We start from the raw sequence: 21770 nt of genomic DNA on the forward strand, positions 1-21770 counted from the left end.
ATGCGTCACTCATGTCATTCGAGGGTCAGGCGAGCCACGTCGTCCTTGCTGCGCTTGGAAAGGTCAATCGTCTTGCCCTTGTATTGCAAAGTCACGTAGGCTGAATTGCCAATGACCAGCGCAAACGGTGGCTGGCCTTCAAGCTCACGCTGTGTACCGGCCTGATTATTCTGCGAGAAAATGATCTGGCCGCTGTGATCACGGACCTCGACCCATGACGGCTGGGCAAAGCTGAATTTCAATACGGTAGCGGAAGAAAAAGGCGCAGCAAGCGCTTGCGGCTCTATTGTCGACGGGTCGGGAAGCACCGCCGTCGCCGGCGAGGCAACAACGGTGTCAGGCGCCTTGGCTTCTTCCGGCTCGCCAGGAACAACGTTCTTGGCAACTTCCGTGGATTGTGTTGGTTGCGTTGCGGATTTCAGTGCTGACACGGTCGACAGCCATAACTCCTCGGGCAAAAAGAAATAGGCTGAAACGGCCAGCAGCAGAACGATCAGCCCGGACAATACGCGGGCAAAGTCTCGCCGGTCGACCTTGCTCTCCTGGGGGATAGGTACTGAGGTGCCGACAGACATCTCAAGTTCAGGCTCCTGCGGCATTTTCAAGCGGTCAAGCGCGCCCATCAGAAGATCAGGATTCAGGCTCAGCAAACGGGCGTAATTGCGGACAAAACCCCGGATGATCGTGTTGCAGGGCAGGCTCGGCCAATCGTCAGCCTCCAGCGCCTCAACCTGGCGCAGGCTCAGTTTGAGCGCCTTGGCCACATCATCGGTGGTCAGCCCCTTGGCTTGCCGGGCCGCGCCCAGTTGCTGACCCACGCTCAGCAGCGTCGGTGTCAAGGGCTTTACGGACGCATCCAGCGTCCGCTCCAAAACCGATCCGGCATAGGCATCGTCACCCGAGACGGGCGACGGAGCAATCGTCCCACTCATTCGAAGTTACCTTTTAAAAACTCTTGATACTCAGGTGAATCGGGGTATCTGCGTCGCAACTGGGCAATTAAACTGCTCTCGGCAGATCGATCGCCCAGGCGGCGCTCAATGCGCAAAGACAGCCACAGCACCTCGGCATCAGGATCAGTCTGGCGCACCACGTTCTTCAGATGTTCCCTGGCGGCGTCATAGTTGCCACGTTGGTAAGTGATTTTAGCCAACTGCAACAGGGCCTGCGGATTATCCGGCGAGAAGCGCAGGTTCCTGCGAACAAACTCCTCGGCCAAGCTCAATTCACCGAGCTTGGCATAACACGTTCCCGCGTTCAGATAGGCCGTTTCAGGCGTCTGATACAAGGGGTTCTTGATGGCCCGCTGAAAGAAGGCAATGGACTCTTTCGCTTTTCCTGTTTGACAAAGAAACCAGCCATAGTTGTTGCTGATTTCCGGATCCTTTTCATCAAGGCTCAGGGCCCGCTGAAAGTCCTTTTCAGCCGAGACAAACTCCTTGATGTAGTAAAGGACAAGACCTCGCGTGCTGTAGGCTTGGGCGTAATTCGGATTGATCGAGATGGCGATCGTCAACTCTTCGAGAGCAACAATCAGGTTGCCATTCTGAAAATACATTGAACCCAGCTCAGTATGCAGTTTGGCCCGAGTATAGATGTCCTTGGGAACCGCTGAAGCCAGCGTATCCGGGGGAGGAGGTTCGGATTTCTGGGCCTGTGCTGCCGGAACTGCCATCAATAGCACAGCAGCCAAACCGCAAACCAAGCCGTTCAGTTCTTTCATCGGGTTCTGACCTCGTGCACATCAATAATTCGGCGCGCCGTTCGCCGCGTTTTGTCCAGTACCTGTCCAGCCAACTGACCACAGGCAGCGTCAATGTCGTCACCCCGCGTCTTGCGGGTGGTGGTGACCACGCCGGCGTCCATCAGTATCTCGGCAAACCGCCTGATTCGATGTGCCGGTGAACGAAGATAAGGCGATCCCGGAAACGGGTTGAAAGGAATCAGGTTGAACTTGCAGGATACTTTGCGCGTTACGGCGAGCAACTCACGTGCCTGCGCATCGGAGTCATTCACACCATCGAGCATGACATATTCAAACGTCACAAAATCGCGCGGCGCCTTTTGCAAATAACGATTGCAGGCCGCCATCAACTCCGGCAGCGGATACTTCCGGTTGATCGGCACCAGTTCGTCACGCAGCCTGTCATTTGGCGCATGCAGCGAAACGGCAAGGGCCACCGGACACTCATCAGCCAGACGGTCCATCACCGGCACCAGACCGGAGGTGGACACCGTCACGCGACGACGCGACAGGCCATAGGCGTTGTCATCAAGCATCAAGCGCAAGGCGCTGACCGTGCTTTCAAAGTTGGCGAGCGGCTCGCCCATGCCCATCAACACGACATTGCTGATAATACGTTCAGCGGCGGGATCGGCACCCAGAACACGGTTGGCCTGCCAGAGTTGACCAATGATTTCGGCCACCGTCAGGTTACGGTTAAAGCCCTGCTTGCCGGTCGAACAAAACGAACAATCGAGGGCACAACCTGCCTGCGTTGAAACACACAGTGTTCCCCGATCATCCTCGGGAATGAAGACGGTCTCGACGGCATTGCCGTCGCCGACATCAAACAGGAATTTGCGCGTCCCATCGTCCGAAAACTGATCCGAAACGATGCTCGGCGGAGTGACCGACGCCAAGCTCCTTAGCTTTTCACGCAGGCTCTTGGCGATGTCGGTCATGGCGTCAAAATCGCTCTGCCCGAAACGATGCATCCAGCGCAGCACTTGCCTCGCGCGAAACGGCTTTTCGCCATGTTCGGCGAAAAAATCAGCCAGGCCAATCGCATCAAAATCGAGCAGATTTACGGTCATCGGTATGACAATTCAGTATTGCCCGGGACTTAGCGGCCTGGGTAAACGTTCATCCCCGGAAAGAAAAAGCCAATCTCGACTTTTGCCGTATCCGGGCCATCAGAACCATGCACCGCATTGGCGTCGATCGACTCAGCGAAATCTGCACGAATGGTTCCTGGAGCGGCTTTCTTCGGATCGGTAGCACCCATCAACTCGCGATTCCTGGCGATTGCATCTTCACCCTCGAGCGCCTGAATCATGACCGGGCCGGAGGTCATGAACGCAACCAGATCCTTGTAAAAAGGACGATCCTTGTGCACAACATAAAATTCGCCCGCTTCCTGTGGCGAGAGCCAGGCCATTTTGGCGGCAATGACCTTCAGACCATTGGCCTCAAAACGGGAATAGATTTTTCCGATAACGTTCTTCGCAACCGCATCGGGTTTGATGATGGAAAGTGTGCGTTCGATAGCCATAGTTCAAAATTCTCCACAAAGGACGGGAAATACAACAAAAAAGCCTGAATGTACGATTAACCGCGCATTGTACCAACACTCCGTCGGAAATACCGAAATTGCTGCCGTGAGCTATCGGCAATGGGAGATCGCCATGACATTCGCTCAGCGTCTGCCTCTCTGGCCCGGCAGGCCAGTGCGTCACCGTCGTTTCAAATTCTCGGCAACTCGGAATCCTGATACTGCGCATGGATGTCCATAATATCGGTCCAGCAGGCCAGTAGCGCATCGACGCAGACCGGATCGAAATGTCCACCGGAACCGGCGCGCATGTAAGCCGCGGCCTGTTCGATCGGCCAGGCCTTCTTGTAGGGACGCTCGGAGGTCAGCGCGTCAAATACGTCGGCGACCGCCACGATGCGCCCGAAGACGGGTATTGCATCACCTGCCAGGCCATAGGGGTAACCCCCGCCGTCGTATTTTTCGTGATGCGAAATGGCGATTGAGGCGGCTGACTGAAGCACCCTCGACTCGCTTCCCTTGAGCAGTTCAAAACCGAGCACGGAATGGGTCTTCATCACCGCAAACTCTTCCGGCGTCAGGGCCGACGGTTTGAGCAGGATATAGTCGGAAATGCCGATCTTGCCAACATCATGCATGGGCGCGGCCTGCAAAATCAATTGCTGTTCCTCGGCGGACAGCCCCATGCGTCCTGCAATCAGACACGAGTAGTGCGACATGCGCTGAATGTGCGCACCGGTTTCCGGATCGCGAAACTCGGCCGCACGCGACATGCGAAACAGCAGCTCTTGTTCACGGGAATGAACCGCCGACGTCGCCTTTCTAACCTCTTCGGCCAGCCAGGCCGCCTTGTCAGCCAATTTTTTACGGCTGGCGCCCAGGGCCAGCATATTGCGCACCCGGGCCGAAAATTCGATACGGTCAACCGGTTTGATCAGGAAGTCGGTCGCCCCCATTTGCAGGGCTTCATAGCGCACATCCTTGTCGTCATTGGCAGTGATCATCAGGATCGGCACTTCTTCCCGGCCGGGGACTGCACGCAGCCCCGCGATGAACTGCAAGCCGTTCATCTGCGGCATCATGTAGTCGACAACGATCATGTCCGGCAGGTTTTCCGAACACCAGGCCAGTCCCTTGAGCGACTCCTCAAAAGGCAAGGGCTCGCAATTACCCAGCGTGCTGACCAGTGCACTCAGCAGGGTCAGATTAATGATGCTATCGTCAACAATGGCGATTCGGTTCATCCCGTCCTCCATGCAATTCGCAGTGAGTATAGCAAAGCCATAAACTCAAGACGTGGACAGGGTACTTGATAATCAGCCATAATCTCGGGGTCTTTTTGCTGGTCATCCCATGAAATTTCTGTTCGACCTCTTCCCAGTCATCCTGTTCTTTGCCGCTTTCAAGTTCGGCGGAATTTATGTCGCCACCGGCGTTGCCATTGCCGCCACCTTTTCTCAGGTCAGCTGGGTCTGGCTGAAGCACCGAAAAGTTGACGCCATGCTCTGGGTAAGCTTGGCGATCATCACCGTATTTGGCGGCATGACATTAGTTTTTCACGACGAGAACTTCATCAAGTGGAAACCCACGGTTCTCTACTGGGCCTTCGCCCTTGCACTCGCCGGCAGTTCCCTGGTGCTCAAGAAAAATCTGATTTTGGCACTGCTCGGTGAGCAGCTCGAGTTGCCTGATCCCATCTGGCAAAAACTTAACTGGTCGTGTGTTGGCTTCTTCGTCTTCATGGGGATCATCAATCTCGCCGTTGCCTTCGCTTTCGGTTTCTCGACCGACGTCTGGGTCAATTTCAAGCTGTTTGGCGGGATAGGCCTGATGTTTGTTTTCGTGATCATTCAGGGCCTGCTCCTTGCAAAATACATTCAGGAAAAAAAGTGATGCTCTATGCCATCGTCGGCCAGGATCGCCCGAACTCGCTCGCTGTCCGCCTTGCCGCACGGCCGGCCCATGTCGACCGGCTCAAGGTGCTGCAGGAGCAGGGTCGAATGATCCTGGCCGGACCTTTTCCGGCCATTGACTCATCCGATCCCGGCCCAGCCGGCTTCTCTGGCAGCCTGATCGTCGCCGACTTCGCCTCGCTTGACGCAGCTCAGGCCTGGGCCGATGCCGACCCCTACGTCACCGCCGGGGTTTACACCGGCGTCAGCGTCAAGCCGTTTAAAAGGGCCTTCCCGCAATGACGCCGAGCGGTCCCGACGAATCTACCGCCAACTTCGAGTCCATTCTGCGCGAACGACTTGCCGGACTCGATCCGCTGCGCCTGGAATTGATTGACGACTCGGCCAAGCACGCCGGCCATGCAGGCGCCAGGAGCGGCGGCGGCCACTACCGATTGCTCATTGTCTCGGCAAGTTTTGCCGGGAAACCGACACTGGCCCGTCACCGACTCGTCTATGAAGCTCTCGGCGAGCTGATGCGTAGTAGAATCCATGCCCTGAGCATTCAGTCACTGGCTCCTGACGAAGCCCAATGAAGCTGTTTACTCTTATTACAAGAAACCCTATCCTACTCGACTCCACCCAGACTGAAGGAATACCTTACATGCAGAATCTCTCGAAACTTGTGGCCACACTGCTCATTGGCGCGATGATGTCGGCATCGGCATCGGCACTGGCCGCCGGCAACGCCTTCGTGACCGTCAACGGCGTCGCCGTTTCACAAAACCTGGCCAACATCTTCATGGCCGAACAGAAAGCCCAGGGCGCACCGGACTCCCCGGAACTGAAAAATGCGGTTCGCGAAGAACTGATCCGGCGCGAACTACTGATTCAGGAAGCAAAGAAGGCCGGACTCGACAAGAAGCCGGATATTGCAGCTCAGGCCGAGGCAGCGCGTCAAGCGTTCTTTGTCCGCGCCTACATCCAGGAATACGTCAAGAAGAACCCGATCAGTGATGCGCAGTTGAAGGCGCAATACGAAACGATCAAGACCCAGCTTGGCAGCACTGAGTACAAGGCGCGCCACATTCTGGTCAAGGATGAAGCAGACGCCACGGCGATCATCGCCAACCTCAAGAAGGGCGCCAAGTTCGAAGAACTGGCCAAGCAATCGATCGACCCCGGCTCCAAGGACAACGGCGGCGATCTCGGCTGGGCCAGCGCCGGCAACTTTGTCAAACCCTTTAGCGATGCCCTCACCAGCCTCGCCAAAGGCAAATACACGGAAACCCCGGTCAAAACCGAATTCGGCTACCACGTCATCCTGCTCGACGACAGCCGCCCGCTGAGTGTTCCGGCCTTTGAGGAAATCAAGCCGCGCCTGCTCCAACAAGCACAGTCACAACAGATCAACAAGATGGTCGACGGCCTGCGTGCCAAGGCCAAAGTCGAATAATTCGCAAGACCTCAAACAGAACGCCGGGACGGTTTAGCCTCCTGGCGTTTTTTTGTTAACCACACTAAACGTGCCCCGCAGGAAACACCCCTGGGGTGTAGAGGCGAATGGGCTAGAGGGAAAGATTGTAAACCGCTTTCAACGCAGAGATCGCAGAGAAAAGCAAACTAATTTTTGTAAGACGCCCATTGTTTAAGGTGAGGGGCGCTGCGCGGCTTTATGCGCAGTGTTCGGCGAACTGAAAGGTTATGCGGCGTGTTCAAGCGGAACTTCCCAGCCGGGGAATACGAGTACGGCTGGATGGCAATTGAGTGCACGAGCAAAAACCTTTGCGCGCTCGACACCCAAGTTCACTCGGCCGTTCTCGATGGCGGAGATGGTGGCTTGCGGGATTCCCGTAAGTTCGGAAAGTTGGCTTTGGCTCAGTTCTTGGAGTTCACGCAGGATACGGACAGACTCTCCCACCGAGACCTCAGCTCGCTTTTTCGCAGGACGAAACTCTTTCATTTCATTGCCTCCTGTAATCATGGGCGGTGATTTAGTGACGCATAACGTTGATGTCACCGGCGCTGCGCGGCTTTATCGCGCAGCGTCCAGCGACTGAAAGGAGCGAGGTTGAGGGTTGAGCGCTCTAACCTTATTCATTGGCGTTGTTTTCAGCGTTGACGCACGAGTTTGATTTCAAGTTTGCAGCCAACTGCTTCCGCGTAGCGCTTGAGCGTAGCGAGAGAGGGCACATGCTTGCCAGCAGACTCCAAACGAGAGATGGCGCTTTTGGTCGTGCCCATACGCGAGGCAACTGCCTCTTGAGTGAGGCCAGCCTTGGTTCTTGCGGCCAGCATTTGGCTGGCAAGGACATGCTCGACGGCAAGGGCATCATAGGCTTCTTTAAAGCCGATACGTTGTGACGCACGTTCCATGAAATCCTTGTGGTTGTGACGCACAGGTTTGTATTCAAGCTCAGTCATTTTCGAACCTCCTTCATGCAATCGCCCTGAAAGGCATCCGATGCCCACCACCGACCGTTGCTGGCCGAACGCAGCAATCCGCATGCCAATCGGATACCCCTATTTCTCAACGCGCCGGGCGATGAACTCAACCGGGGTATGGGTGGTCTGGCCGCCGCTGCTTTCCAGTACCAGATGCAGTTCGCCCGGCTTGAGCATGCCACGATAGCGATGCGTTATGACGAGGTTGGGGGCATCATTCATCATCTCCTGGCTATGCGTGATGAAACTCAAGTGTTCCGCCCGTAACTGGCCTTGTTCAACGCTACGCGCCACACGCAGATAACTCGCGGTGCCATGGATTTCACCGTTCTCCAGTCGCAGATCGAACGTCTCCTGGTGCACGGCGCCCCAATCGTAGTTCACCTGCGCTGTCCAGCGACCGTTCAGGGCGCTGGCAATTTCTGTTGCCAGCTGGTCGGCTGAACTCTCTGACCGATAAGCGTTCAAGCTTGTGGCCAGCAACGCGATCAGGCCGATTCCAGTGACGACCCAGGCTATTCTCTGGCGTAAGGAAAAGCGTTGTTGAAATGGCAGCAGGGGCTTGATGGATTCGGTTAGGCGCGTTACATCCGAGGACCAGCCGGGGTCGGAAAGGATGAAGGCCTGACGTCGGGCCAGCGCGCCAATCGTCGCTGGCAAGTCGTCTTCTGCCGGCATCGCAGCGCCGCCAACAAGCACCGGAAGTACCGCTTTGCCCGAGTCCAACGCGACTTGAATTTCCTGGCGAACGAAATCCTCCGGTTCGTCTAGGCGGCGAATGCCGTTCCTGCGTGCCGTCAACCAGCCGGGACCGATTACCACCAGCATCACATCGATACTGTGCAGTTGTTTTGTGAGTGCGGCGACAAAGTCTTCTCCCGGGTGAATATCATCGATATCACGAAACACATTGTTCGCGCCAAAGGCTGACCCCAGGGCATCGGCGAGTCGTCCGGCGAAACCGGCCTGGTCGTCGCGACGGTAACTGATGAACAGTCCGGACATGGTTCAGTTTGCCGTGCTGAACAGGGCGGCCAGGGTGCGACCGGCCATCGCGCTATCCATGCGATCGGCAGGCAGCCAGTGGATGCGCCCGGCGGCGACCGGGTTGATGTTCGCTTTGATATCCGATTCGGCAACGGCACGGTCCGTGGCCTGGTCGTACAGCACGACCACTCGGCGCAGATGGCTGGCGGCGGCCAGTACGCCCAGCTCGAAACGGCATCCCTTGTTTTCTGGGCGGAATCCGCGCAAATCCATGAGTACGACAGCGGAGTGCTCGACCAGGGCGTGCACGGCACTCTGCCAGGTGCTGTCGAAGCAATAGCACTCGTTGATGCGGTAACGTCCGTCTGGATCAGGCTGCCAGTCGAAGCTGGCGATGCGTTCGGTCAACTGCGCCGGGTTGGCGATAAAACGCTCGCTCAGGGCGCCGTTGAGGTAGACGAAGAGATCGTCGGGGTCAAGGGTTCGGCTAAGCAGGTCGGTGCCGGCGATCAGTACGGTGTTTCCGGTCAGGCGCCAACGCTCAATGACTTGATCGAACAGCAGTTCGACCTGGGCGTCGCGCTGAAATACGCGCAGGACGAGCAGGGTGGGCGGCCCCGCTGGTGGCTTCAACTGGTCGCGCAGTGCGAGCAGCAGCAGGGGCAGCCACAACCAGGGCAGGAGTTGGACGAAGGTCCACGGTCCGACTCCTTCCATTCCCGGCAGGGCACTGGCAAACAGGATCAGGAGCCAGTAGACGGCAATCAAGTAGTTCAGGTCGGAAAAAAACTTGGCCCGATAGGCTCTGGCCAGCCATTTGCCCAACTGGACTACCGGCCAGGCCATAATCAGCCAGGGTCCCAGCACGAAAAGCAGCAGGGTGGGATAGGCGCCAAAGATGTTCGCCAGGCTGATGACCCAGGACGTCGGATCTTGCACACGCTGCGCCATGACTTGCAGGGTCAGCACCGACGAAGCGGTGAGCAGCAGGGTCGGCGGCAGCAGATAGGGCGCCACCGCACGAATGCGTCCGCTGGCGCCGATCAGCAGCGTGATGGAGACCGGAATAATGGCCTGGCTAAACAGCCAGCCGCTCACCGAAAGCAGGGTCTGGGCGGCTGTGGAACGTAGCATGACCACTGCCAACATGAGCAGCATGTACAAAGCGATGTTGCCGAGGATGCGCAGCCAACTCCAGCGTCGTGCGAGTCCCCAGGCCAGCACCATCGGCCAGGCGTAAACGGCGCCCAGCACCAGAATCCGGTTCAGGCTGAAATCACGGTCGTTGTAGACAAAGAGCAGCGCCAGCCAGGCTTGGCTCAGGGCGATGAGCAGCGAAATACCGCCCAGACTGAGCATGAGTCGGGTAGAGGCGCGCTGGTTGCTGGCGAAAGTTACCGCGCTATTCCAGGCCGGGGCTTGCGCTACCTGGGCCTGGGGGGCCGCATCCATGATCGCCGTCTGCTCGGGCGCTGCGCCGCCACGCATCAACGCCAGCATGCGGCGCTGGTACAACGCAGCGACCAGCCATGCCAGCGCTGCCGCCAGCACCACGGCAGTGATCAGGATGAAGAAGACGGCGCCGGAAGGTAACACTTTCAAACCTTTTTCTTGGCAGCCGGGCTTTCAGGGTTGAGCAGGGCAATTTCAGCTTGCCTGTTCAGGATGTTCTGGATCTGGGTTTGGGTTGATTCGGTCATCCAGTCAGCCATCTTCAGCGTTCGCGCCTGGGCCGCCCATTTTTCCGCGCTGGCCGCATCGCCGAGTCCGGCCGTCGCTTCCCAGAGGGTGGCCAGGATCCAGTAGCGTTTTTCAGGCCCGTAATCCTTGTTGATCAACGGCTCTGTGTACTTGATGACATCGCGCCGGATACGTCGGGCAAGGACTAAGTCAGCGATGCCTTCTTCCCGCTCGCCCGCCCTGAACGCGTTCAGGGCGCGCACTTCCAGCAGAAAGGCCAGGTTGATTCCATTGTAATAATCCTGCTTGAGAAAGAAGCCGCGGCCGTAGGCCTCAATGCTTTCGTTCAGGTCGCCGGCTTGCTGTGTTATTGCCCACAGCTTCTTGTGGATTGCTCCCCACAGGCCCAGAGTTTCCGGGTCGTTGGTGGTGGCCGGATTCAAGACCTGAGTGATGGCCTTGGCCTCGTTCAGTGCCGCTTCGGGAGTCGGTTGTTCAGACTTGTAGGTGGCCAGGATGAGTTGCTGGATGATAAAGCTGTCGTTGGGCCGCAGTTTGCGGATTTCTTGAAAAAGCTGGCAGGCGGCGCTGAAATCGCCGGCCAGCAGCATTGCCTGTGCCTGTTCCAGATTGGCTTTAGCGGTTTGCGGAAACGCGTTGTCGGATTCGAAGGTGAGCAGACCCATGGCGCTCAGGGTTTCGTCGGGTCTGAACGTCTGCATGCCACGCGCAACCCTGGCGGGGGCCGAAACCGGCGCGGCTATTTGATCATCGGCAGGCTTCGCCCAGGGGGGAGTTAAATCAGGCAGAAAGGCATACACCGGACTGTCAGTCTGCGCGTTTGCCAGAATGGCCGTGATGGCTTGTTTCAAATCATCCCGGAAACGCCTGGCCTCCTGGGCGCCAATGTCCTCGCCCAGGTGCTTGTAACGGCGGATCACGATATGACTGACATCGAAAGGGTTCTTGAAGCACTCCTCGGCGACGATGAGGGTGGCACTCGGACGCAAACCGTAGCGAATTCCCAGCTCGAACGCGGCGTTGACGTTGTAGGTGGACAGGTCGGCGATGACCAGATCGGCCTTCAGCAATTGCTGGTACATCGGAACGTCGATGGTGCCGGCATGCTGGATCTCGTCGGCTCGGATGCACGTGAGTCCGGCACCTTCAACACCTTCCTTGATGACGGCGTAGGAAGCGTCGAGGTCCAGCACGCGACCATCGGTAAAATCGGTTTTCTTGCCAAACCCCTGGATAACGAAACAGGTGGCCATCAGATGAACCCCCTGAAGTGCTCGGTAGCGAGGTGGGAATCGGCGTAGGCCTTGCCGACGCGCTGGATTTCGGGGATGAACTTGACCGAATCCATGAGTTGTACTCTGGCCGGATCGATATCCTGCAAACCCAGAGCATCGAGTCCAGCACGCGATACGTCGGGGTCATAACGCACATAGGCGAACTGCTTGTTGCCGGTCCAGTTCGCTGTGTCGGAGGGGCTTACCATGTCACCGATTTCCCGATCGATGGGGGCGCCGTGACGGCACTCTCCGAGCAGGCGGCAGGCCATGTCCCAGCCGGCCGAGGCGGCATTCATCAGTGCCGACGGAATATTTTTTGCGTTGTCGAGCAAGGTCAGGTCGCTGGTTTCGAGCCCGGGACGCGCCTTCGCTACGTTGCCTGTGCCGACCGAGACGATCAGCAACTGGTCCGTGCCGGTCGCCCAATTCACTTTGTAGGGTGCTGCAGTGGCCATCTGGAAGGCCAGGAAGGCTGAATTGTTGTAGGTGGTCACGCCGCCGTCGACAAAGACAAACTGGTATTGCTCCGGCATGCCCGGCGCAAAAGTCACCACCTCGGGCGGGAAAAACGTTGGCGCGGCGGTACTGGCGCGAACCAGTTGCCAGAGCGGCAGATCCAGGTTGCAGTCGCGGCGCGGGCTGCCATCGTCCTTGGTGCGCTGGTTGTATCGGGCACGCGGATTGTTGCTCACCGGCCACGGCGAATCGGAGGTGTGATTGCGCAGCACCATCATCAGCAGCGTGCGCAAGCCCTCATCACCCAGGGTTGCGGGTGAAGCGTTCTCGGCATGGCCGAGGGCGCGGTTGAGTTCGCTGCGCAGTTTTTGCGCCAGGGGTTCGTCGTTGTAGCTGTAATGCAAACGCTTGAAGAGCGAGGCCTTGTCGAACATCTGCTCGCCGCTGCCGACATAAAACTCGCGAATGCGCTCCATCGACATTCCGGCGGCGATGCATGCGGCGATAATGGCTCCGGTGCTGGTGCCGCTGACGAAATCGAACCAGTCGGCCAGCACCAGGTCGGGCTTGTTGAGTTTGGCGCGCAGATCCGCTTCGATCCTGGCCAGAATTTCGACGCTGATCAGGCCAAGAATGCCTCCGCCATCACAACTCAGGATCTTCTTGGGTGCGGGAGAATCAATGCGGGCGATGAGTTTGCTGGACATGGTTTTGACTCCTCTCCTAGCGCTTGGCAATGGAATAATTTTTGCAGAATAAATTCATCCATACATCACGAATCCTCCTGCCGGCACAACGATATGAACGGCCCGGCCGTTGCGCGCCTCGATCGGCGTGGTCAGGCCGATCTGTGCCGCGTCGGTCGAGTAGAGGCAGGTGAGAAGGGCAAGATCAGCGTGCTGCGCAGCGTCGATGGTAACCCAGGCTGCACGCGGATTGTCCGCATCGGTGTTGATGGCGAGCAGAATTTCCTGATTGTCAAAGAGGCGCGACCAGGGTACGACGGAAAGTATCCGACCGCCGATCATATGCGGCAGGCCGAAGCTGTCCGGTGCGCCGGAATCCGAAATTTCGCGCAGGTATTGCCGTCCCCGGCGCAGCGCCAGATGCGTGCTGCGCAGCGCCGTGACGTCGGCGATGAAACGGTATATCTCGTGATCCTCATTGAAGAAATGTCGGCCGCTGCTTTGCAGTGAGCCGAATGCGCCACCGAACATGCATTCGCGCAGGTAGCGATCGTTGTCGCCAGCGCCATCGAAAGCCTGCTCGGTGCCATAGTAAAGGCAGGGGATACCCATGGCGCAGAGGTTAAGGCCGAGCACCGCCTTGAGGTGGGCATACCCGTTGTTGGCCCTGTCGCCGCAAAAGCGGCCCTTATTGTTGCCCTTACGCACCTGGTCGTGATCGTCGAAGAGCGTAACGACGTGCTGGCCGAACCAGGTATGCGAGGACTTGTTGACCAGAGCGGAGTTGCGGAACAGGTTGAAGAAATCGACGGGTTCCCGCCAGCCCTTGGCCAGATAGTCCATGCGGTCAGGGATATCGTCGATTCCAAGGGCCGCGTCGAGGCCGGTGAGTTCGAGAATGTTGCAGGCGTTTTCACGGCCGCCGGTGATTTCGCCGACCAGGAAGAAGTTCTCCTTGCCCAGGGTTTGTGCGAATTCCTTGATGACCGCCACGAAGTAGCGCGTCGCGCCCGGCTCCATATGTTTGACGGTGTCGACGCGAAAGCCGTCGATGTCGGCCAGGGCGATCCAGAACTTATATGCCTCGCACAAGGCAGCGAGGGCCGGGGCGACGTGGAAGGCATCGACAATGCGCCTGTTTTGCTCGTCGCGGTCGTGCTCGCCATGGTAAATATCCTTCAGGGTGACGAAGTCGCCCTCGAAGAATTCAGGATCGTGGTCCCAACTGGTGATGCGGCCGCGGGCGGTAAAGTTTCCGGCAGCCTGCATCTCTGCCGGCCACACCGCGTCGTTGGGCCAGGCATAGCTGTGCGTGGCCGGGTCGATCGGGCCGAAGGGAATGTTGGCCTGGCCGAAGGCATTGCGCCAGCCGGCTACCGGGTAAGTGCCGCCATCCCAGCGCGGGTCCATGCCGATGCTGCCGTTCTCTTCCGTGACCGGGTAGCGGGCGGGATTGAACTGATAGTCGAATACGTCGCCGGCATGGTTGAGGATGATGTCCAGGATGACGCGAATGCCGCTGGAATGCGCGGTATTGACCAGGTCGATGAGGTCCTGGCGGGTGCCGAAGTGCGGATCGACATCCAGAAAGTTCTGGATGCCATAGCCGTGGTAGGAATGGCGATCCGCAGTCACCTGCTTAAACACCGGGCTGATCCAGAGGGTTGTCACTCCCAGGCGCTTAAGGTAGCCAATCTTATGTTCCAGACCCTTGAGCGTACCGCCCAGCCACTCGATTCCGGCATCCGCCCAGGCCGTTCGGTCCGCCGTGTAGGCGTCGTCCGGAAAGCTGAACAATGGAGTGCTGCCGGTACTCACGACATTGCCCTGGTTGTCGCGGCAGCCCAACTCCTTGTCGTCGGAGAATCGATCGAGCATCAGGAAATAAAGCACCTGATCTTCCCAGGCCGCCGGTGAGGGCATGTAGTCAGGCCGGCGAAGCGCGGCCCAGTCGATGTCGTGCAGACGGCGTTCGAGTTTATCGTGGTTGGACTGCGTGCTGGTCATGGTGACTTTCCTCCTGGTTTCTGGTCATGAGCGGATGTTTTATTCTTCTTCGGCTACCTGGCCCTCCCCAAAAGAAAGGGCGAAATGATGATGATATTGGCGTGCCCCGAACTGCTATCTCAATGACTGCGTTCGCGGGTATCGCGGGTGAATTGCGTGCGGTCATGGTGATTTTTCTCCTGGTCTCTCGCCCTTTTTCAACAGTATGGCGGCCTTAAGTTTCAAGGCGTTGTTCAGCCTTGCCGCCCGTTCGCTGTGGTTCGCCGGGGCTGCCGCTGCCGGCTTGGCCTCGCTGCGTACCGCAGTGGCGAGGGCCTTGAGGCGGCGGATGGCGCTGTCGATCAGGTTTAGCGCCTGGTCGAATTGTCCCTGGTCCGCCAGATGTTCCGCGCAGCGTGTTTCCATAGTGGCCAGTTGCTCGATGGCGCGCAGCGTGACCCGACCCGACCGGTCTTCCGCTTGAACAGCGCGCTGGTAGGACTCGCGAGCCAGGTCAGAGCCCTCGACGCCGTAGTCGCCATAAAACGCTGCGCTGGCCTGTAGCACTTCGGGAAGTTCGGCCCAGGCGGGTGGGCATTTGGCGAGTTGGCGCTGGAGCCATTGCTGCTGCTGTGCAAACGACGGTGTTTTGGCATCGCTTTTGCGCCGTTTGTTTTTTACCCGTTGTCCGAGGAGGGTCGCCAGCAATTCATCTACGGCGACGTAGGGTTTGGACTGGTGGCCGGCGTCAGATTCGCTGCTGGTGCGCAGGCGATAACCCGGATCGCCATAGGCCTGGTAAGCGCCCCAGGTGTTGCACGCTGGATGCTGTTGGAAGGTGACCTGGCGCGCCCTGAAGATAGCGTCGCCAAAGGTTTCGCCAAGCGTGAGCTGAGCGAAGAAGGTGCTGGCGAAGGTGCACGCGGCTGCATCGTTGACCGCCCAGCCGGCGGCAACGACGCAACGCACTCCCATTTCGATGAGCTTGCGCGACAGGCTGTAGGCCAATTTGTTGGGCTGGCTGTGCGGATTGTTGACGCTGCCCAGATGGCAGCAATTGAGGAAGACGAGCTCGGGAACGACTTCCATCAGATCGATTTCGACGGCGGTAAGCAGCAGGCCATCAGAGAGTACGACACCGGAATAGCTGTGCCCGTCCACCCCCTTGGCCTCGAAAATGCCGTGCGCGCTAATCATCAGAACGCGGTAGGGGCGATCGTAGAGCGTGGCGAAAATATCGAGGGCTTCTTTGTCCGCCGGGCTGACGACGATATCGTTTTCATTCCAGCCCGCCCGTCGCAGGCTGTCGCCGACGGCCTGCGCTTCGCGCGTCGCCTCGGGCAGATCGTCAAGCTGCTGATGGTTGCCGGCAAAGCGTTTGTCGAAGCCGTCGGTACTTGGGGCGGCGATGATGCAGGCGGTATTGGCGTTGGCGGTGCGCACCGTGGGTCGGTAGTGCAGGGTGGCCAGTTGGCGGACCATGGGCATTCTGAGCACCAGGGGTTCGCTGTCGGCCTGTAGCAGTTCCCAGGGCAGATTGGCGGTGTAGCCGTCGAGCACCAGGAGCAGGCGCGACTGTTCCCGCGCGACAGCCTTGTAATCGAGCGGCACCATGAGTTGGAACAGGGTCTGCCCGAGTTTGGCGTTATAGGCAGGATTGCGCCGCTGGTCGCGGATGATGGCCTCGATCAGGCCGGGCTGACGCTGCTGCACCACCGTTTCGGCCCGCGCGCGCTGCGACAGGAGAACGTACTTGAGGCGTTCGGGGTAATAGCGCGATTCGCCGGTTAAGGGCTCGGCAGGCCCGTCGGCGCTTGCGCCATCACCTTCCACGGCATCGGCATCACTGACGATGAGTCGCGACCAATGGCCCAGATCGCCGTCAACGTTTAACCGATCCTGCATGCCTTCGCCGATCGTCAAGGTCGCGGCAGGTGCGATACGCGCGCCCATGCGCTTGAGTTCGTCCGCCAGATTCGCGGGCAGTTCGAGCACGGCATGCGCGGCGGCGATAGCGGCATTGCGGTACAGCTCGATGAAACAGAGCTGCGAAACGGTGGCGCCGTTCTTGCGTGATTTGCTCAGGGCATCGCTGAACTGGTGGTTGGCCTCGAGAACGCCACGGGTAATCGCTGCCACTGATTCGGCGACGCTGATGCTGGCGGTAGAATTCCACCCGACGAGCAGGCTAAATAGCTCTACATCCTCATCCTGCTTGACTTGCAGGGTATCACGCAGTTGTATCAGGAAGCGCACGACACCGGCGCGCACCGTCTCGGTGACCTGGAGTGAACTCAGTTGTCCGTTGAATTTCCCCAGGCCGACGATTACCGCCCCCGGCCGGCTCCCCCGTGCACCTCGTGCATCTTGCTCCCCGCCCGGTGGGCGCAGCGTGATCGCCGACGTGCCAATCTCGGAGGCATAAACGCCGAGGCGCTCACGTTCGGCCAGTGCACCGTCGAGCATCTCATCGAGCGCGGCTTCGGCGCCGGAGATTGCATCGCCGATGTAGTGGCCACAAAGGACGGGCTGGTCGACGAAGCGCAAATCGCCGGCGCACACCGCGACCTTAAGCGTCGGTTTTATTCGCGACACCTGACGCCGAGGCGGCCCGCTGCCCATGCAGGCACGTGCTATCTCCGCTTCGCCGGCGAGCACCGGCGGAGCGGCTTGAAGAACGAAGCTTGCCGCCTCTTCACCACGCCGGCGTGGCAGACGGCCCAGTTTGTCGGTCTGGCCCCGTTCGAGCAGGTCGACGATGGCCGGGAAGTAGTCTGCTGCGCAGCTCAGGTCGGCATGTTCCACCGGCATGCTCCAGCAGTGGGTGTCAGAATCGAGATTGTCCAGTCGGCCCGAGGCCCAGGTTACCCAACCGTCGCCGTCGGCGGTGAACAGCAGCTTGAGCCGGCCGTCGGCAGTGCGCTGGACGCCACAGGGGGTTTTGTCGCTCTGTCCGAAGATCTGGCTGACCCGTTCGGGATTGACGATTTCGTTGCCGGGGAGGGTGTCTCGCCAGAACGCTTGGCAAAGCGCCAGCAGTTTTTCGTCGGGGGCGCCGCAAATATGGTCTGCATACCAGCGGTCGGTGTTTTTCGCCTTGAGTTCCTTCCATGTGCCGCTGTTGTAGTACTCGTCGCTGGCAATTCGTGGTGCGTTGCCGGTGTCGGTGAATCCCGGTCGGGGCAGCAACGACAGCGCTCCGGGGAAGCTGCTGACGATGTCAAGCAGTTCTTGCAGCCCGTGTTCAAGGTCGATTTTTTCAATCATGCGAACGGCATCAGTCTTGCCGAGCAGGGTGTGCACCAGGGTATGCGCGCCATTGTTGGGTGTGCCCAGCATGATCAGGCGGCCGCCGGAATCGAGAACGTTCTGCCACGCTGCACCGTGTTTGCTGATCAGGGTGCGCGCCACCAATCCGCCCATACCGTGTGCCAGCAGGCGGATTGGCTGGCCGGGATTCTCGCGGGTGGCCTGCTCGATTCTGGCGGCAAGCGCGTCGGCGCATTTTTCCAGCGGCTGGCGCCAGTCGTAGGGGCAGCGGATGACCACGTGGCTCTGCGCGAGATGATCGGCCAGGTCGCCGTACGTCATCTCGAACAGGTCTCCAGCCCCCACGTTGGTCGACGCTGGATCGCGCATACGGTCCAGCTCGCCAAGCGCCAGGCTGGGCGTATTGAGCCAGATCTGCTGGCCGCTGCCGGGGATATCTGAGGTCTTGTTCTTGATCTCGATGTGGGTGGCCATGATGTCGGGGATGATGATCACCACGGGGCGCGGGCCAGTCGGCGCGCCGCGCTGGGCCAGTTGGGCATCGCGATCGCGCCAGGGGGTTTTGGCGCCATCGGTCAGCGGCTGGAACTGCGCCAAACGGCCCGGCTCCTCGCCCACCAGCCAGGCGCTCAGGGCGTCACGGGTGGGTGGGTTGCGAAAATAGCGGAAGTGGGTGACCGCAGTGTCCTGGTCATAGAGGTAGCTGGCGCCTGGACGATGGCCCAGTCCAGCGTACATCGAATCGGTATCTACGACCAGGTCGTTGTCATTGCGGTCGAACAGCCGCCAGTCGCAGAACAGGTTGACCACGCGGCGGCCTAGGTTGGACAGGCCGAATCCGTCGAACTCGGTATCGCCGGCGATGATGGCCATTTCGATGCCATCGTGCCGGAGCGTGTCGGGGTGCGCCAGGAAGGCAGCCAGCGGCGAATCGGTGCGCATCGCAGCGATGCCGGGAACCAGGCGCGGATCGATGCGCCGGCCGGCGATTTCAAGCACCAGCCGTTTGATGACACCCAGGCAGCTTGATGCTCCCTGGCCGAAGGCTTCGCCGGCGACCGGGCCGCCCAGCGCCGAGGCCGTTGCGCCGATCAGGGCGCCACCGCCCCACTGTAGCAGGTTGAGGAAGTCGGAGAGCGCGGCATCGAGGTTTTCCGAAAGCAGGCGCGTGCCCCGGGCTGGCGAGGCGACACGCACATAGCGCTGTATGCTGATTTTCCCCGCGAGCAGCAGGTCGCGGATGGCGCGTAGTCGGTCACGTTCTTCCTGCGCCTGGCGTTCCAGGCCAGCCGGGTCATCAGCGTCCCGGGTGTCGATGCTGTAGCTGTCGATGACCTTGTCCGGCACCTGGCCCAGGCTGAGCAGATCGCCAACCAGGCCGCCACGTGAATGGGTGAGCAACGATACTCTTGCGCCCTTGGGCAGGGCCTGTAGCAGTGCCAGGGCGTTTTCGGCCGGGCTTTCGGAAAAGGTCCGGTGCTCGAAGCCAAAAATGCCACCGGGGAAACGCAGTTTGAGCTGATTCCAGGTGGCGTCGTCCTCACGCAGGTCGGAGAAGCCGCCTACGGTGTAGGAACCGGTGCCGTGGATCAGCACCAGCATGGGCTTGCCCTGGGCGGCATCGCTAAGGCGCGGGTCGCCCGCTGCGCAGAAGTCGTTGGCCGCCAGCAGCCTGTCGCGCCAGAGATATAGTCCGGGTCGCCCGGCCAGGCGTGATTCGATTTTCCACATCAGCGCCTTGGCGCCGAGAACGGAACCCAGGGCGTAGGCCTTGGCCTCTACCTGTTCGCCCAATTTTTCTTTTGCCCACTGCCGCGCCAGATCATTGGCTTCGCCTTCCAGGCCGTCGGTGGGCAGGCGCAGTACCGATGCCGCTGTCCACAACACGTCACCAATACCGCGCGCCCGGGCATTGGCATCATGGAAGCGGGCGAAATCCACCTCGCCGTCCACCACCGCTTCGGGTTGCAGACGCGCCACAGCCTCGGCCAGTGTGTCGGAACGGATGAACAGGGTGCTGCCGTCCTCAGTCTCCACCGCCAGCAGTTCCGGCCTGGTGGTATCCAGGGTTTCGGCCTGCCCCGGTGGCCCGCCCCGGGTGGGTGTGCCGAGGGTATAGACCTTCTCCACCACCAGACCTGCCAGCAGCGGATCAACGTCACTCGCGCCCGAACGTGTCGTGGCGCGCAGGATGCCGGGCAGCGGCAGGTCGCTGCCCGTGCTGACGTTGCTGCTGATCAGTTTGAGGGGTTTGGCTGGAGGACGGCTCATGATCGCATTCTCAAATTCCCGATGAATTTAGTGGCGCGCAATCAGGTAAAAACCTTGAAGCGTCGCGCCCCTGCGGAACCGAGGATCTGCGGTTCCTGCGGCAACTTGGACGACGGCAGGTAGGCGCGGATGGCTTTGAACCAGGCATCGTAGTTGGCCGGCTTGCTTTCGCGTAGTGTCTTGATGGCGTAATAGGTGAACGCGCCATTGGGCCGCCCCTTGAAGCTGGTGTCCCAGGAAAATTGGGTGTCCAGGCAGCCGGCCAGCAACAGGTCGCCACCGCTGCGTTTCAAGCCACCCACCCGATGGGCCGGCCGGGCGCTGGCCGCAGGCAGTTCATTGCCCGGCATCCATGATTCCAGCGGCATGAAGCGGGCGCGTGGGTGAGCGCTGTCGAGGTCTTCGTCATCGCCGCGCGTGACTGAGCCGGAATGACAACTGTCGGAGAGGAGCAGAATGCGCACCCCGGCGGGCCGGGCAAGAAACATCTGACGAATTTGGTCGTCCAGCAGGGGCCCAGCCTGACCGATATCCCATGGGCATAGCGCTTCATCGCGGCCATCCGGCTCATCGCCCGAACTGTCGGGCACCCAGGTTCCATGCCCGGAGTAGGTGATGACCAGCGTGTCGCCGCTCGCGGCGCCCTGGATCAGCCCGTTGATGGCTGCCGTCATGGCCGCGTGGGTTGCCTGCTGGTCCAGCATTTTGGTAACTGCGAAGCCGCGGCCGCCCAGTTCGGCAGCCCAGTCGTTGGCGTCGTTGACGCAGCCTGCCAGGTCGTTCTGGGTGCCGGGATAGTCGTTGATGCCGATGCACAGTGCATTCTTGCTCATGATGCGGCCTCCTTTGTGGTTAATCCGATTTTAACTAGCTTCAAAGTCCGAAGAGCTGCCGGGTATCGACAATGCTCACCCGACCGGAAAACTCCCTGACGGTGCGCACCATGTCTTCGGTTCCGCCGGGGCCTCTACCGCCTTCACCATTCCACAGCGCAATGCAGCGTACCTTGTCGGCGCCGTGTGCGAGGGCCGTGTGGAGCTGCCACAGGTTGTTGCGCACATAGGGGTTGGTCCCAGCCTCTGGTGGCCCCAACTCGTCGGGCTGCACGCGAATCCGGGTGAGGCTATTGGCCTTGACGGCGTAGTAGCGATCGACCCACGATTGTCCGGCGAAGGCGACAGAGGCTTGCAGGAATTCCGCTTCCCTGTATTGCAAATGAAGGTGAAGCCGGCTGCCGCAGCGCAGGGCGGCTTCGGCAAACAGCAGGTCGCCGCCGCAGGCGCCGCCACAAATGGCGAGGTCTTGTGCGCCCATGGCGAGTTCGTCGAGCGCTGCCGCAATCGCTTTAGCGGCGAGGCACTCCTTCTCAGGAGGGAAGCGCGGCTCGCTGCGATCGGGTGCGTCAATCATGTGCCCGCTAAACAGAACAACTTGGCGGGGTTGCCAGGGGTCTTTCAGCTCGGGGAGCTCTATTCCGGTCAAATTCGGGAAGCTGTCGGTCATGCTTTCGTCCTGGTAGGGGTG

19 protein-coding genes are annotated in these 21770 nt (G+C 59.7%); 4 read left to right on the forward strand and 15 right to left on the reverse strand.

The annotated features are described in order from the left end of the window. Positions 1-14: 14 nt before the first annotated feature. From Q1J43_RS12050 to Q1J43_RS12070, 5 genes are all read right to left on the reverse strand, one after another. The gene (locus tag Q1J43_RS12050) at positions 15-932 is read right to left on the reverse strand and encodes a RodZ domain-containing protein (protein WP_301102739.1); all 918 of its coding nucleotides are present in this window, start codon (positions 930-932) and stop codon (positions 15-17) included. Beyond that, a complete protein-coding gene (pilW, locus tag Q1J43_RS12055) occupies positions 929-1723 on the reverse strand; it encodes a type IV pilus biogenesis/stability protein PilW (protein WP_366141895.1) in 795 nt (264 codons plus the stop codon). The genes Q1J43_RS12050 and pilW overlap by 4 nt, the downstream gene beginning before the upstream one ends. Further along, positions 1720-2817: a 23S rRNA (adenine(2503)-C(2))-methyltransferase RlmN gene (rlmN, locus tag Q1J43_RS12060; RefSeq protein ID WP_301102740.1), complete on the reverse strand. Its 1098-nt coding sequence runs from the start codon at positions 2815-2817 to the stop codon at positions 1720-1722. Before rlmN ends, pilW begins: the two co-directional genes overlap by 4 nt. Positions 2818-2846: 29 nt before the next feature. Further along, positions 2847-3275 (reverse strand): nucleoside-diphosphate kinase, encoded by a 429-nt coding sequence (gene ndk, locus Q1J43_RS12065; RefSeq protein WP_301102741.1) that lies wholly within the window; start codon positions 3273-3275, stop codon positions 2847-2849. Between the two features lie 191 nt (positions 3276-3466). Then, entirely contained in the window at positions 3467-4519 is a 1053-nt protein-coding gene (locus Q1J43_RS12070) for an HD domain-containing phosphohydrolase (protein ID WP_301102742.1), read from the reverse strand. Between the two features lie 109 nt (positions 4520-4628). Between Q1J43_RS12070 and Q1J43_RS12075 the strand changes: the two genes are divergently transcribed. From Q1J43_RS12075 to Q1J43_RS12090, 4 genes are all read left to right on the forward strand, one after another. Continuing rightward, on the forward strand, positions 4629-5168 hold the full coding sequence (locus tag Q1J43_RS12075; protein ID WP_301102743.1) for a septation protein A: 540 nt from the start codon (positions 4629-4631) through the stop codon (positions 5166-5168). Further along, complete coding sequence (locus Q1J43_RS12080; protein WP_301102744.1) at positions 5168-5470, forward strand: YciI family protein; 303 nt, start codon at positions 5168-5170, stop codon at positions 5468-5470. Before Q1J43_RS12075 ends, Q1J43_RS12080 begins: the two co-directional genes overlap by 1 nt. Continuing rightward, positions 5467-5763, forward strand: coding sequence for a BolA family protein (locus Q1J43_RS12085; protein ID WP_301102745.1), 297 nt, complete (start codon positions 5467-5469; stop codon positions 5761-5763). Before Q1J43_RS12080 ends, Q1J43_RS12085 begins: the two co-directional genes overlap by 4 nt. A 68-nt stretch (positions 5764-5831) precedes the next feature. Beyond that, positions 5832-6623 (forward strand): peptidylprolyl isomerase, encoded by a 792-nt coding sequence (locus tag Q1J43_RS12090; RefSeq protein WP_301102746.1) that lies wholly within the window; start codon positions 5832-5834, stop codon positions 6621-6623. 246 nt (positions 6624-6869) lie between these two features. Here the strand turns inward: Q1J43_RS12090 and Q1J43_RS12095 are convergent, their stop codons facing one another. The 10 genes from Q1J43_RS12095 to Q1J43_RS12140 all read right to left on the reverse strand — a co-directional run bounded on the left by Q1J43_RS12095 (position 6870) and on the right by Q1J43_RS12140 (position 21749). Further along, on the reverse strand, positions 6870-7130 hold the full coding sequence (locus Q1J43_RS12095; RefSeq protein WP_301102747.1) for a helix-turn-helix transcriptional regulator: 261 nt from the start codon (positions 7128-7130) through the stop codon (positions 6870-6872). A 149-nt stretch (positions 7131-7279) separates the two neighbouring features. Then, entirely contained in the window at positions 7280-7591 is a 312-nt protein-coding gene (locus tag Q1J43_RS12100) for a helix-turn-helix transcriptional regulator (protein WP_301102748.1), read from the reverse strand. 99 nt (positions 7592-7690) lie between these two features. Beyond that, a complete protein-coding gene (locus Q1J43_RS12105) occupies positions 7691-8617 on the reverse strand; it encodes a toll/interleukin-1 receptor domain-containing protein (protein WP_301102749.1) in 927 nt (308 codons plus the stop codon). 3 nt (positions 8618-8620) lie between these two features. After that, the gene (locus Q1J43_RS12110; RefSeq protein WP_301102750.1) at positions 8621-10201 is read right to left on the reverse strand and encodes a hypothetical protein; all 1581 of its coding nucleotides are present in this window, start codon (positions 10199-10201) and stop codon (positions 8621-8623) included. Continuing rightward, the gene (locus tag Q1J43_RS12115) at positions 10198-11553 is read right to left on the reverse strand and encodes a TRAFs-binding domain-containing protein (RefSeq protein ID WP_301102751.1); all 1356 of its coding nucleotides are present in this window, start codon (positions 11551-11553) and stop codon (positions 10198-10200) included. Before Q1J43_RS12115 ends, Q1J43_RS12110 begins: the two co-directional genes overlap by 4 nt. Further along, positions 11553-12740 carry a patatin-like phospholipase family protein gene (locus Q1J43_RS12120; protein WP_301102752.1) on the reverse strand — a complete coding sequence of 396 codons (1188 nt, stop codon included), beginning with the start codon at positions 12738-12740 and terminating at the stop codon, positions 11553-11555. The genes Q1J43_RS12115 and Q1J43_RS12120 overlap by 1 nt, the downstream gene beginning before the upstream one ends. A gap of 54 nt (positions 12741-12794) precedes the next feature. Next, a complete protein-coding gene (locus tag Q1J43_RS12125; protein WP_301102753.1) occupies positions 12795-14726 on the reverse strand; it encodes an alpha-amylase family glycosyl hydrolase in 1932 nt (643 codons plus the stop codon). Between the two features lie 162 nt (positions 14727-14888). Beyond that, positions 14889-20246 carry a CHAT domain-containing protein gene (locus tag Q1J43_RS12130; protein WP_301102754.1) on the reverse strand — a complete coding sequence of 1786 codons (5358 nt, stop codon included), beginning with the start codon at positions 20244-20246 and terminating at the stop codon, positions 14889-14891. Positions 20247-20287: 41 nt separating this feature from the next. Further along, positions 20288-21079: a caspase family protein gene (locus tag Q1J43_RS12135; protein WP_301102755.1), complete on the reverse strand. Its 792-nt coding sequence runs from the start codon at positions 21077-21079 to the stop codon at positions 20288-20290. 40 nt (positions 21080-21119) lie between these two features. Next, on the reverse strand, positions 21120-21749 hold the full coding sequence (locus tag Q1J43_RS12140) for a hypothetical protein (RefSeq protein ID WP_301102756.1): 630 nt from the start codon (positions 21747-21749) through the stop codon (positions 21120-21122). Positions 21750-21770 lie beyond the last annotated feature (21 nt).

Source organism: Propionivibrio sp. (assembly GCF_029255185.1).
In the GTDB taxonomy this organism is placed as follows: Bacteria; Pseudomonadota; Gammaproteobacteria; order Burkholderiales; family Rhodocyclaceae; genus Propionivibrio.

Excerpts from the sequence above, each read along its gene's own strand:
- Q1J43_RS12050 (WP_301102739.1), bottom strand. The coding sequence starts at position 932 with ATGAGTGGGACGATTGCTCCGTCGCCCGTCTCGGGTGACGATGCCTAT.
- pilW (WP_366141895.1), bottom strand. The coding sequence starts at position 1,723 with ATGAAAGAACTGAACGGCTTGGTTTGCGGTTTGGCTGCTGTGCTATTG.
- rlmN (WP_301102740.1), bottom strand. The coding sequence starts at position 2,817 with ATGACCGTAAATCTGCTCGATTTTGATGCGATTGGCCTGGCTGATTTT.
- ndk (WP_301102741.1), bottom strand. The coding sequence starts at position 3,275 with ATGGCTATCGAACGCACACTTTCCATCATCAAACCCGATGCGGTTGCG.
- Q1J43_RS12070 (WP_301102742.1), bottom strand. The coding sequence starts at position 4,519 with ATGAACCGAATCGCCATTGTTGACGATAGCATCATTAATCTGACCCTG.
- Q1J43_RS12075 (WP_301102743.1), top strand. The coding sequence starts at position 4,629 with ATGAAATTTCTGTTCGACCTCTTCCCAGTCATCCTGTTCTTTGCCGCT.
- Q1J43_RS12080 (WP_301102744.1), top strand. The coding sequence starts at position 5,168 with ATGCTCTATGCCATCGTCGGCCAGGATCGCCCGAACTCGCTCGCTGTC.
- Q1J43_RS12085 (WP_301102745.1), top strand. The coding sequence starts at position 5,467 with ATGACGCCGAGCGGTCCCGACGAATCTACCGCCAACTTCGAGTCCATT.
- Q1J43_RS12090 (WP_301102746.1), top strand. The coding sequence starts at position 5,832 with ATGCAGAATCTCTCGAAACTTGTGGCCACACTGCTCATTGGCGCGATG.
- Q1J43_RS12095 (WP_301102747.1), bottom strand. The coding sequence starts at position 7,130 with ATGAAAGAGTTTCGTCCTGCGAAAAAGCGAGCTGAGGTCTCGGTGGGA.
- Q1J43_RS12100 (WP_301102748.1), bottom strand. The coding sequence starts at position 7,591 with ATGACTGAGCTTGAATACAAACCTGTGCGTCACAACCACAAGGATTTC.
- Q1J43_RS12105 (WP_301102749.1), bottom strand. The coding sequence starts at position 8,617 with ATGTCCGGACTGTTCATCAGTTACCGTCGCGACGACCAGGCCGGTTTC.
- Q1J43_RS12115 (WP_301102751.1), bottom strand. The coding sequence starts at position 11,553 with ATGGCCACCTGTTTCGTTATCCAGGGGTTTGGCAAGAAAACCGATTTT.
- Q1J43_RS12120 (WP_301102752.1), bottom strand. The coding sequence starts at position 12,740 with ATGTCCAGCAAACTCATCGCCCGCATTGATTCTCCCGCACCCAAGAAG.
- Q1J43_RS12125 (WP_301102753.1), bottom strand. The coding sequence starts at position 14,726 with ATGACCAGCACGCAGTCCAACCACGATAAACTCGAACGCCGTCTGCAC.
- Q1J43_RS12130 (WP_301102754.1), bottom strand. The coding sequence starts at position 20,246 with ATGAGCCGTCCTCCAGCCAAACCCCTCAAACTGATCAGCAGCAACGTC.
- Q1J43_RS12135 (WP_301102755.1), bottom strand. The coding sequence starts at position 21,079 with ATGAGCAAGAATGCACTGTGCATCGGCATCAACGACTATCCCGGCACC.
- Q1J43_RS12140 (WP_301102756.1), bottom strand. The coding sequence starts at position 21,749 with ATGACCGACAGCTTCCCGAATTTGACCGGAATAGAGCTCCCCGAGCTG.